Origin of the sequence: Peterkaempfera podocarpi (assembly GCF_042466665.1) — a bacterium.
Taxonomy (GTDB): Bacteria; Actinomycetota; Actinomycetes; order Streptomycetales; family Streptomycetaceae; genus Peterkaempfera; species Peterkaempfera podocarpi.
In genome coordinates this window covers 3,696,823-3,707,420 of the sequence record NZ_CP162102.1, presented here as the reverse complement: position 1 = coordinate 3,707,420, position 10,598 = coordinate 3,696,823, and the positions used below count along the sequence as shown (strand labels likewise).

Genomic DNA, 10,598 nt, shown 5'->3' with positions numbered 1-10,598 from the left:
GCCCTGGCGCCCCGGTGCTACCCGTGGGTGATGCGGCCAGCGCCTTTACGGGGGCGGGAGTTGGGTGTCCTCCATAGTGCGTGCGCGACCGGTGGAGATGTTTACAGAATCCCCACCAACGGGGGGGTCGTGCCCTACGCTGATTCCCGGTGCCGGTGGGGGCCGGCGCCGGGGGGCGGACAGGGCTGCTCGGCAGCCTGCGGATGTCCGGCCCCGAGTCTGGGGGGATAACCGTGGGGCGGATCCGTGTCCTGGTGGTCGACGACCACCGTATCTTCGCCGAGGCGTTGGCCGCGGCACTCTCCGCAGAGCCAGATGTCGAGGTCGCCGTGGCCTGGAGCGGGCCGGCGGCGGAGCGGGCACTGGACCGCGCCGCGGCCGAGGGCCGCGGCTACCAGGTGCTGCTGGTCGACGCCGATCTCGGCGACACCGCGGACGGAATAGCCGCAGCCGCACGATGCCGGGCAGCCCATCCAGGGCTTCGGTTCGTGGTGCTGGCCGCCCAGGACGACCCACGCCGGGCCGTCCGCGCCCTGCAGGCCGGGGCGGGCGGCTGGGTGGCCAAGGACTGCTCGCTGACCCGGCTGCTGACGGTGGTGCGCGGCGTACTGCGGGACGAGACCCACCTCCCGCCCGCGCTGCTCACCGGAGTCGTCAGGGAACTGACCGCGGCCCGCCGGGACCGTACCGAGAGCGAGCGTCTCGTCGAGTCGCTCACCCCGCGCGAGAAGCAGGTACTGCGCTGCATGGTGGCGGGCCTGGGCAGGCAGGCGGCCGCCGACCGGCTCTATCTCTCACCGCACACCGTGCGGACCCATATGCAGAACGTTCTGGGCAAGCTCGGCGTGCACTCCACGCTGGCCGCGGTGGCACTGGCACGGCGGGCGGGCCTGGGTCCTGCCGAGGCCGCCGCGGTCCGCTGACCTCCGCCGCCAAAATTCCGTCAGGTCAGGAAATCGGAGGACACATGTCGCCATACACCAGTGGCCGCAGCAGTCTGAGCGGGGACCGGGGCCTGCGGACCCTGGTCGTCGGCGCCGGCGCGGCCGGTACCGCGCTCGTCAGGGACCTGGTCCGCACCCCGGAGTTCGGGCTGGACCCGGTCGGTGTGCTCGACGACGATCCGGGCAAGATCGACACACGGCTGCCCGCCGGGGAACGGACGGTCCCGGTACTGGGCCCGCTGGACCGGCTCACCGAACTGGCGCTGGAGCACAGTGCCCATGTGGTGGTGCTGGCCATCCCGGGGCTGCCGCACCAGACCGTGCGCAAGCTGGCCACCGCGGCCGGCGCGGCCGGCGCCTCGGTGCGCTACCTGCCGTCCTTCCTTTCGGCGCTGCGCCGCGAGGTGGTCGGCTCCGACATGCGGACCCTGGATGTGAACCGGCTGATCGGGCGTCATGAGGTCCATGTGGCCTCGCCGGACGTGCGCTCGGTGATTGCCGGCCGCCGGGTGCTGGTCACCGGTGCGGGCGGGTCGATCGGCAGTGAGCTGTGCCGGCAGGTGCACGCCTTCGAGCCGAGTGCGCTCTACATGCTCGACCACGACGAGTCCAACCTCCACCGGCTCCAGCTGGACATCTGGGGCGAGGCCCTGCTGACGGACGAGTCGCTGGTGATCGCCGACATCCGGGACCGGCCGCGGATCCAGCAGATCTTCCGCGACCTGCGGCCCGAGGTGGTGTTCCATGCCGCGGCGCACAAGCACCTGCCGCTGCTGGAGCGCCATCCGTCGGAGGCGGTGAAGTCCAATGTCCTGGGCACCGACCATCTGGTGGAGGCGGCGCTGGCCACCGGCGTCGAGCGGTTTGTGCTGATCTCCACCGACAAGGCGGCCGACCCGACCTCGGTGCTGGGTGCCAGCAAGCGGCTGGCGGAGCTGATCGTCCAGGCCAATGCGCGTGATGCCAGAAACCTGGGTACGGCGGTCTTCTCCGCGGTGCGGTTCGGCAATGTGCTGGGGTCCAGAGGGTCGCTGCTGTCGGTGCTGGCGGAGCAGATGCGCAGCGGCGGGCCGGTGACCATAACCCACCCGGATGTGACGCGGTTCTTCATGACCATCGAGGAGGCCGTCGGCCTGGTCCTGGAGGCGGGCCGGATGGCGCAGGGGGGGGAGGTGTTCGTGCTGGACATGGGGGAGCCGGTGCGGATCGTCGACCTGGTGCACAACTTCGCCCGTCAGGTCAGCCTGGACGTGGACGACGTGGAGATCCGCTTCACCGGGCTGCGGGCCGGGGAGAAGCTCAATGAGGCGCTCTTCTCGGAGGGGGAGGAGCAGCTGCCGACCGAGCACCCCAGGATCTTCGCCACGGTGCCGGGCGGCGCCGGTTCCGGCCCGGAGGATCTGGCGGGCGGGCTGACCGGCCTGTACCGCTCGGCGGAGGGCAATGCGGACGAGGAGGTGCGGCGGCGGCTGGGTGTGCTGCTGCCGGGCTACCGTACGCCGGAGCCGGTTGCGGCCGCGGCGGTCGCCGCCCCCTATCCGGACGGCTTCTGACGGAGCCCCGGGGCACCGGCGGTCCGGACATCCGCTGGGAGAACGCCACCCGCCAGGGCGTCTGCGACTCCTCGGGGCGGCGGCGGTGCCGCCGCCCCGAGACGCACTGTCAGTGGCGACGGCCGAGGACGGCGGCGAAGGTGTCGGCGATCACCTGGTGGCCGGTGGGGTTGGCGTGGATGTCCCGGTACGGGGTGCACTCCCAGGTCCACTGGCAGATCCGGGCCACGTTCAACGGCAGCTGCCCGAGCCCGGGCACGCTCACCTGGGTGTCGAAGTCCTCGCTGGAGAAGGCCGCGTCCACATCCGCCACCCGGAAGCCGGTGAGGCGGTACTCCCAGGAGAGGGTGGAGTTCAGCCGGTCCTGCAGCGGCCCCGAGTCGCGGGCCGTCTGCTGCCCAGCGGCGCCGGTGAGCCAGAGCGCCAGATAGGGGTTGTAGTACGACATGCCCGCGTAGGTGGGCCGGCCGCCGCCCGCGGCATGCAGACGCAGGGTGATCTGCGGGAGGTTGCGGGCGACCGTGTTGAGACCGCCTGCCACACAGGTGGTGTCGATGGCGCCGCCGGCCAGGCAGCTGCCGACGTCATTGGCGCCGATGTCCACCGTCACATAGCGCACCTGGCCGCGGTGCTCGCGCAGGAAGCGTGCGGCGGCGTCCAGCTGGGAGTGTGCACCGGGGTAGGTGCACTTGCCGCCGCTGATCATCGAGGTGGTCGTCTCGCCGCTGCACCCGAGCTTGATGTGGACCAGATGCGGGTCCTGCTGTCTGAGCCTGGTGTACAGCTTGTCGGTGTACGAGACGTCGGTGTCCTGGTGCACATCCGGCTGGTAGCCGGCGGCCAGGGAGTCGCCCAGCGAGACGTAGTAGGTGGTGCGGTGGTCGTCCCGGCCGTGGGCGGAGGCCGGGGCGGCGGCCCCCGCGGTGAGGGCGGCGGCGGTGGCGGCCGCCGCGAGCAGCCGGCCGGCGGCCCGCCAGGGGCGGTGGAGTCGTGCGGACACGGATGTGTCCCCCCTTCTGCCCGCACCTGGGAGGCAGCGGGCAGCCGAGTATGCCTACTACCGTCGGGTAGCGGGCAAGACCCGTGCAGGTTTTGGTCAGCTCGGGACGTTGTCGAAGGGGGCCACCAACTGGCGCAGCAGGTCCGCGAGTTCCGTACGCTGCGTCGGTGCCAGCTCGGCGAGCAGCGCCCGTTCGTGGTCCAGCAGGCCGGCCAGGGCCTCGTCGGCCCGGTTGCGGCCGCCGTCGGTGAGCCGCACCAGCACACCGCGGCGGTCACCCGGATCCGGAAGCCGCTGCACCAGGCCCTTGCCGGTGAGCCGGTCGATGCGGTTGGTCATGGTGCCCGAGGTCACCAGTGTCTGGGTGAGCAGTTGGCCGGGGGAGAGCTGATAGGGCGCGCCGGCTCGGCGCAGCGCGGTGAGCACGTCGAACTCCCAGGGCTCCAGCCCGTGCTCCGCGAAGGCGGCCCGGCGGGCCCGGTCGAGGTGGCGTGCCAGCCTGCTGACGCGACTGAGTACCTCGAGCGGTTCCACGTCGAGGTCAGGGCGCTCTCGTCGCCACGCAGCCACCAGGCGGTCGACCTCGTCCTCCATGGTGATCAGTGTAGTGGCAGATGTGTCGATGTGAAGTCTCTTGACATCGAGAAAGGTTACGCGCAGGCTTTCCATATATCTTGACGTCGAGATAGTAGGAGTGGCCATGACCCGGTGGGACCCTGCCCAGTACCTCCGATACCAGGACGAACGCACCCGACCTCTGCGCGACCTGCTGGGCCGCGTCCACCCCGGCACTGCACCCCGCCGCATCCTCGATCTGGGCTGCGGCCCCGGAAACTCCACCGCACCGCTGCGGCAGCGCTGGCCCGACGCCCACATCACCGGCCTCGACAACTCACCGGAGATGCTCGACAGAGCCCGGGCGGAGCACTCCGGCCCCAACCCGGGCGGCACCGGAACCGCCGACTACGCCCACGCCGACGCCGCCACCTACGACCCGGCCCCGGAATCACCCGATCTGGTGATCTCCAACGCCCTGCTGCAGTGGGTCCCCGGCCACACCGCGGTGCTGGCGCGCTGGGCACGCGCCCTGCCCCCGGGCGGCATCCTCGCCTTCCAGGTCCCCGGGAACTTCGACGCCCCCAGCCACGCCCTGCTCGCCGAGCTGCGCACCAGCCCCCGCTGGAAGCACCTCCTCGGCGAGGGCGCCCGCCGCGACGCCGCCGTCGCGGAACCCGGCGACTACCTGCAACTGCTCACCGGCGAGAACTGCACCGCCGACGTGTGGGAGACCACCTACCACCAGCTCCTCGGCGGGGACGACCCGGTCCTGGAATGGGTGAAGGGCACCGCGCTGCGCCCCGTCCTCACCCGGCTCCAGGACGCCGGGGACCGCGACGCCTTCCTGGAGGAGTACCGCGGCCTTCTGCGCCAGGCCTACCCCGCAGGCCCCCAGGGCACCGTCTTCCCCTTCCGCCGTATCTTCGCCGTCGCCCGGAGGAACTCGTGATCACCGCAGTCGACCACGTCCAGCTCGCCGCCCGCCCCGGCACCGAGGACACCCTCCGCGCCTACTACACGGGCGTCCTCGGCATGACCGAGATCCCCAAGCCCGCCGTGCTCGCGGTCAACGGGGGCTGCTGGTTCCAGGCCGGCGCCGTACAACTGCACCTCGGCATGGAGGCCGGTCACACCCCGTCCGACAAGGCCCACCCCGCGCTGCGGGTCACCGGCATCAGGCAGTACGCGGAGCAGCTCAGCCGGCGCGGGGCCAGGGTGCAGTGGGAGAACAATCTGCCGGGGCTGCTGCGCTTCTACTCCTGGGACCCCGCCGGGAACCGCATCGAGTTCCTGGAGTCGCATGCGGATTCCGGGTCGGACCCGGAGCCGGCACAGTCGCTACCGGAACCGGAATCACGGTAGCCACTTCCTGGCGGAGCCCCCTTTGCGGGGCTCCGCCGGAATTCTGACCCTGGCCCTCCCCGGCCCGTCCACGGTTGACTCACCGCGCATGAGCCTCGACAGCGCCCCTCGGACACCGCCGCTCCGGCGCAACCGGGACTACAACCTCTGGTGGTCCGGCTCCGCCGTCTCCCAGCTCGGCAGCAGCCTCAGCCAGCTGGCCTACCCGCTGCTGATCCTCGCCGCCACCGGATCGGCCGCGAGCGCGGGCGTCGTCGCAGCCTGCACCAATGTCGGCTTCCTGGCCGCATCGCTGCCCGCCGGAGTGGCAGCCGACCGCAGATCCCGGCGCGCGCTGCTCGTACTCGCCTCCGCAACGCAGCTGATCACCATGGCGGCCGTCGCAGCCGCGGTCTTCCAGGGCCACGTCTGGATCCCGCAGATCGCGGTCAGCGCCCTGCTCCAGGGCGCCGCATCGGCGCTGCACGAAGCCGCCGAGACACCGGCGCTGCGCAGAATCGTCGCACCGCACCAGCTCAGCACCGCCTTTGCCCGCGACCACGCCCGCGGCATGGGAGCGCAGCTCGCCGGACCCCCGCTGGGCGGCCTCCTCTATGCGGCGGGCCGCTGGATCCCCTTCGCCGCCGACGCGGCCTCGTATCTCTGCACCACACTCGCCGCGCTGCTCATCCGCAGCCCCCTCGGCCCCGACCGCACCCCGGACGCGCACACCTCACGCAGCACCGTGGTCCACGACCTCGGGGAGGGGCTCCGCTTCCTGTGGCGAAGCCCCTTCCTGCGCTTCGCCATGTCCTGGGCCGCCGTGACCAACAGCGCCCTCGCGGGCCTCGGCTTCACCTTTGTCGTCGCGATCCGGCACCACGGGGCCCAGCCCTCCGTCATCGGCGGCGCCCAGGCCGTCATCGCCGCCTGCGGCCTCCTCGGCGCGCTCGCCGCCGGCCGCATCCTGCGCAGAGTGTCCGGTCACCGGCTCATCCTGGCGCTCTCCTGGTGCATGGTCGCCGGGACCGTCGGCGTCGCCCTGCTGCCCTCCCGGCCCTGGATCGCCGCGCTCTGCTTCGGCAGCCTGCTGGTCTTCGTCACACCGTTGAACGTCGTCTTCCAGACCCACATGATGCAGGTCGTCCCCGATGCCCTCACCGGCCGCGTGATCATCGCCGGCTCCATGGGTTCCCAGCTGCTGAAATGGCCCGCACCGCTGCTCTGCGGGCTGCTCGCCGACCGGTTCACCCCGACCGTGCCACTGCTCGGCATCGCTGCGACCTTCACCGCACTGGCGCTGCTCAACCACCTCGTGCCCGTCGTCCGCCGGATCGACGACGAGGCCCCCGGCGACACTAGTGGCGGGGGCGGCACTAGTTCTTCCGGTCGCCCATCAGCCGGGGACGCCGCTCCATGCCCTCCAGACCGTGCCACGCCAGATTCACCAGATGCGCCGCCACCTCCGCCTTCTTCGGCTTGCGCACCTCCAGCCACCACTGACCCGTCAGCGCCACCATCCCCACCAGCATCTGGGAATACATCGGCGCCAGCTTCGGATCAAAGCCCCGGGACTTGAACTCCAGCCCCAGAATGTCCTCGACCTGTGTGGCGATATCGCTGATCAGCGAAGCGAACGTACCCGTGGACTGGGCCACCGGCGAATCCCGCACCAGAATCCGGAATCCGTCCGTCGACGTCTCGATGTAGTCCAGCAGCGCGAACGCCGCCTCCTCCAGCAGCACCCGCGGATGCCCGCCCGTCAGCGCCCCGGTGACCATGTCCAGCAGCAGCTGCATCTCCCGGTCCACCACGACCGCGTACAGCCCCTCCTTGCCCCCGAAATGCTCGTACACGACGGGCTTGGACACCCCGGCCTTGGCCGCGATCTCCTCCACCGAGGTGCCGTCGTAACCACGCTCCGCGAACAGCGTCCGACCGATGTCCAGCAGCTGCTCCCGTCGCTGCTTCCCGGTCATCCGCACCCGGCCGCCACGCCGCACCGGCCGCCGTTCCCGACCGGCCGGGCCGGCTGTACCGTCTGCGCTGCCGCCGCTGCTCCCGCTCACGCCTCCATTCTTATGCAACCGCCGAGGCGCTCGGGCCGTCATTCCGCGCGGCGAGACTCCAGCCGCTCCGTGCTCGGCCAGCGCACATCATGTGCCCAGCCCGCCAGCTCGAACCAGCGGATGATCCGGGCCGAGGAGTCCAGCTGGCCCCGGAGCACGCCGTGGCGGGCGCTGGTGGGGTCGGCGTGGTGCAGGTTGTGCCAGGACTCGCCGCAGGACAGCACCGCCAGCCACCAGACGTTGCCCGACTTGTCGCGGGAGCGGAACGGGCGCCTGCCGACCGCGTGGCAGATGGAGTTGATCGACCAGGTCACATGGTGCAGCAGCGCCACCCGGACCAGCGATCCCCAGAAGAAGGCGGTCAGCGCACCCTGCCACGACCACGACAGCAGGCCGCCCAGCAGCGGCGGGATCGCCAGCGACACCACGGTCCACAGGGCGAACTGCCGGGAGATGCGGCGGATGTCGTCGTCCTTGATCAGATCCGGGGCGTACTTGCGCTGGTCGGTCTGCTCCTCGTCGAACATCCAGCCCAGGTGCGCCCAGAACAGGCCCTTGAGCAGGGCGGGGACGGTTTCCCCGTAACGCCACGGCGAATGCGGGTCGCCGTCCTTGTCGGAGTACCGGTGGTGCCGGCGGTGGTCGGCCACCCAGCGGACCAGCGGACCCTCCACGGCCAGGCTGCCGGCGATCGCCACCGCGATCTTCAGCGGGCGGTTGGGCTTGAAGGAGCCATGGGTGAAGCAGCGGTGGAAGCCGATGGTGATGCCGTGGCAGGCGATGTAGTACATCGCCACCATGATCACCAGATCCCGCCAGCCGAGTCCCCAGCCCCAGGCCGCGGGAACGGCGGCGATCAGGGCCACGAACGGCACCACGATGAAGGCGGTGAGCGCCACCCGTTCGGCGATGCCCTGGGTGTCGCCGCCCATGGTGGCCAGGGGCAGTGGCTCCTCGCCGGGCGGGTGCGGGCGCTTCTCGGTGGACTGAGCGGTCATGGGCGTCCCTTGCTGTCGGGGAGGGAGGGGGGCTCGGTACGCCTACGGCTGCGTAACTTACGGCATCGTAGGTTGGCTTGGCTCACCTAGGGAAGGCCATGGCCGCCGGACGGGGGAGCGGAGTGGAATCGCTCGAACATCTGATCCATGGGTAATCCGCCGAACGCCGGAACCGCCCGGCGGCGACGCCGGGCGCCCTGGAGAGCGGTCGGGGATCGCGGAAGAAGGGGTCGACCCGACAGGCCTTTGTCGTCGCGTTGAAGGCTTCCGGTGCGGCATAGTGTTGGATGTCAAAAGACGGGTCGACCGCCTCGTCGATTGACACTTATTCCGCCGTGGTGTAATGGCAGCACAGAGCTCTTTGGAAGCTCTTGTCTAGGTTCGAGTCCTAGCGGCGGAGCCCCGTGCATACCCGTTTGTGGGTGCTCCCAAGTGGCCGACGCTCCGGCCGCGGCTATTCTCAAGGCGTTCGGGCCCGCCTGTGTGGATGTGCGTTCCCGGATCCGTCCCCACACCTTCCGATGCCGAGGAGCCTCACGCGTGAGCGCACACTCTCCTGCTGCCGTCATTGTTCTCGCCGCGGGCGAGGGCACCCGGATGAAGTCGCGGTCGCTGCCCAAGGTTCTGCACGAGATGGCCGGGCGGAGCCTGGTGGGGCATGCCGTGGCGGCGGGGCGGCAGCTGGGGCCGGAGCAGCTGGTGGTGGTGGTCGGACATCAGCGCGAGCAGGTCGCCGCGCATCTGGCCGAGGTCGACCCCGGGGTGCGGATCGCCGTGCAGGAGGAGCAGAACGGCACCGGCCACGCGGTGCGGGTGGCGCTGGAGTCGCTGGCCGCGCAGGGCGTGACGGTGGACGGGACGGTGGTGGTGACCACCGGGGACACCCCGCTGCTGACCGGGGAGACGCTGCGTTCGCTGGCCGAGGAGCACACGGCCCGCGGCAACGGTGTGACGGTGCTGACCGCGGTGGTGCCGGACGCGACGGGGTACGGCCGGATCCTGCGCGATGCGGACGGTGCGGTGACCGCGATCGTGGAGCACAAGGACGCCACCGAGGAGCAGCGGGCGGTCCCGGAGGTCAACTCCGGGGTGTTCGCCTTCGACGGGAAGCTGCTGGCGGAGGCGCTGGGGCTGCTGCGCACGGACAACAGCCAGGGTGAGGAGTACCTCACGGACACGCTGGAGATCCTGCGTGCCGCCGGGCACCGGGTGGGGGCCGTGGTGGCGTCGGACTACCGGGACACCCTGGGGATCAACGACCGGGTGCAGCTGGCGGAGGCGCGGCGGATCCTCAACGACCGGCTGCTGGAGCGGGCTATGCGGGCCGGGGTGACGGTGGTGGACCCTGCGTCGACCTGGATCGACGTGGAGGTGACGTACGAGCCCGACGCGGTGGTGCTGCCCAACACGCAGCTGTACGGGCGCACGCACCTGGGTGAGGGCGCTGAGGTCGGGCCGAACTGCACCCTGCGGGACACCGCGGTGGGCGCGGGGGCGCATGTGAGCAACACCACTGCCGATCGCGCCGAGGTGGGTCCGGAGGCCTCGGTGGGTCCCTACGCGTATCTGCGGCCGGGGGCGCGGCTGGCCCGGAAGGCCAAGGCCGGCACCTATGTGGAGATCAAGAACTCCGAGCTGGGCGAGGGCGCCAAGGTGCCGCATCTGTCGTACATCGGCGATGCGGAGATCGGGGAGGGCACCAACATCGGCGCGGCCTCGGTGACGGTGAACTACGACGGTGTCAACAAGCACCGCACCGTGGTGGGGGCCCACTGCCGCACGGGTTCCGACAATATGTTCGTGGCTCCGGTGACGGTCGGGGACGGGGCCTACACGGCCGCCGGCTCGGTGATCACCGGGGATGTCCCGGCGGGCGCTCTGGCGGTGGCGCGGGGCCCGCAGCGGAACATCGAGGGCTGGGTGGAGCGGCGCCGCTCGGGGACGGATTCGGCGCGGGCCGCAGCGGCCGCCCGGGGCGCGGCGGAGGCTACCGCGGAGGCCGCGGCGGGCGGTCCCGGGGCGGACGGTTCCGCCGCGGGCGCGTAACCTGGTGGACATGCGTGCGCTGCGGGCCCGATGCCCGGACCGTGGTGGCGTTTCCCTTTTTGAACGGCCAGTCGTCGGGTTCCTGAGCG

At 71.2% G+C, this 10,598-nt stretch carries 9 protein-coding genes, 1 tRNA gene and 1 pseudogene; 7 read left to right on the top strand and 4 right to left on the bottom strand.

Annotated elements, in window-relative coordinates:
* Positions 1 to 233 precede the first annotated feature (233 nt).
* On the top strand, positions 234 to 923 hold the full coding sequence (locus tag AB0761_RS16165) for a LuxR C-terminal-related transcriptional regulator (protein WP_377269719.1): 690 nt from the start codon (positions 234 to 236) through the stop codon (positions 921 to 923).
* Between the two features lie 44 nt (positions 924 to 967).
* The gene (locus AB0761_RS16160; RefSeq protein ID WP_377269718.1) at positions 968 to 2,497 is read left to right on the top strand and encodes a polysaccharide biosynthesis protein; all 1,530 of its coding nucleotides are present in this window, start codon (positions 968 to 970) and stop codon (positions 2,495 to 2,497) included.
* 109 nt (positions 2,498 to 2,606) lie between these two features.
* Here AB0761_RS16160 and AB0761_RS16155 read toward each other — a convergent pair whose 3' ends face one another.
* Together AB0761_RS16155 and AB0761_RS16150 are read right to left on the bottom strand one after the other, a co-directional pair.
* Positions 2,607 to 3,497 carry an SGNH/GDSL hydrolase family protein gene (locus AB0761_RS16155; RefSeq protein ID WP_377269717.1) on the bottom strand — a complete coding sequence of 297 codons (891 nt, stop codon included), beginning with the start codon at positions 3,495 to 3,497 and terminating at the stop codon, positions 2,607 to 2,609.
* A gap of 96 nt (positions 3,498 to 3,593) precedes the next feature.
* A complete protein-coding gene (locus AB0761_RS16150; RefSeq protein WP_377269716.1) occupies positions 3,594 to 4,091 on the bottom strand; it encodes a MarR family winged helix-turn-helix transcriptional regulator in 498 nt (165 codons plus the stop codon).
* 106 nt (positions 4,092 to 4,197) lie between these two features.
* On the opposite strand from AB0761_RS16150, the gene AB0761_RS16145 reads away from it, so the two are divergent.
* The 3 genes and pseudogenes from AB0761_RS16145 to AB0761_RS16135 all read left to right on the top strand — a co-directional run.
* Complete coding sequence (locus tag AB0761_RS16145; RefSeq protein ID WP_377269715.1) at positions 4,198 to 5,004, top strand: trans-aconitate 2-methyltransferase; 807 nt, start codon at positions 4,198 to 4,200, stop codon at positions 5,002 to 5,004.
* Positions 5,001 to 5,417, top strand: coding sequence for a glyoxalase (locus tag AB0761_RS16140; RefSeq protein ID WP_377269714.1), 417 nt, complete (start codon positions 5,001 to 5,003; stop codon positions 5,415 to 5,417). Before AB0761_RS16145 ends, AB0761_RS16140 begins: the two co-directional genes overlap by 4 nt.
* Positions 5,356 to 6,708, top strand: a pseudogene (locus tag AB0761_RS16135) (MFS transporter); the annotation flags it as partial. The gene AB0761_RS16140 and the pseudogene AB0761_RS16135, both read left to right, overlap by 62 nt.
* A 64-nt stretch (positions 6,709 to 6,772) precedes the next feature.
* Here the strand turns inward: AB0761_RS16135 and AB0761_RS16130 are convergent.
* Both AB0761_RS16130 and AB0761_RS16125 read right to left on the bottom strand, forming a co-directional pair.
* Complete coding sequence (locus AB0761_RS16130; protein ID WP_229759156.1) at positions 6,773 to 7,375, bottom strand: TetR/AcrR family transcriptional regulator; 603 nt, start codon at positions 7,373 to 7,375, stop codon at positions 6,773 to 6,775.
* Between the two features lie 128 nt (positions 7,376 to 7,503).
* Positions 7,504 to 8,463 (bottom strand): acyl-CoA desaturase, encoded by a 960-nt coding sequence (locus AB0761_RS16125; RefSeq protein ID WP_377269713.1) that lies wholly within the window; start codon positions 8,461 to 8,463, stop codon positions 7,504 to 7,506.
* Between the two features lie 329 nt (positions 8,464 to 8,792).
* On the opposite strand from AB0761_RS16125, the gene AB0761_RS16120 reads away from it, so the two are divergent.
* A tRNA-Gln gene (locus AB0761_RS16120) sits at positions 8,793 to 8,863 on the top strand.
* A 140-nt stretch (positions 8,864 to 9,003) separates the two neighbouring features.
* Positions 9,004 to 10,509, top strand: a complete 1,506-nt coding sequence (gene glmU, locus AB0761_RS16115; protein WP_377269712.1) for a bifunctional UDP-N-acetylglucosamine diphosphorylase/glucosamine-1-phosphate N-acetyltransferase GlmU — start codon at positions 9,004 to 9,006, stop codon at positions 10,507 to 10,509.
* Positions 10,510 to 10,598: the final 89 nt, after the last annotated feature.

Coding starts and splice junctions, on each gene's coding strand:
- AB0761_RS16150 (WP_377269716.1), bottom strand. CDS start 4,091: ATGGAGGACGAGGTCGACCGCCTGGTGGCTGCGTGGCGACGAGAGCGC.
- AB0761_RS16125 (WP_377269713.1), bottom strand. CDS start 8,463: ATGACCGCTCAGTCCACCGAGAAGCGCCCGCACCCGCCCGGCGAGGAG.
- AB0761_RS16145 (WP_377269715.1), top strand. CDS start 4,198: ATGACCCGGTGGGACCCTGCCCAGTACCTCCGATACCAGGACGAACGC.
- AB0761_RS16160 (WP_377269718.1), top strand. CDS start 968: ATGTCGCCATACACCAGTGGCCGCAGCAGTCTGAGCGGGGACCGGGGC.
- AB0761_RS16130 (WP_229759156.1), bottom strand. CDS start 7,375: ATGACCGGGAAGCAGCGACGGGAGCAGCTGCTGGACATCGGTCGGACG.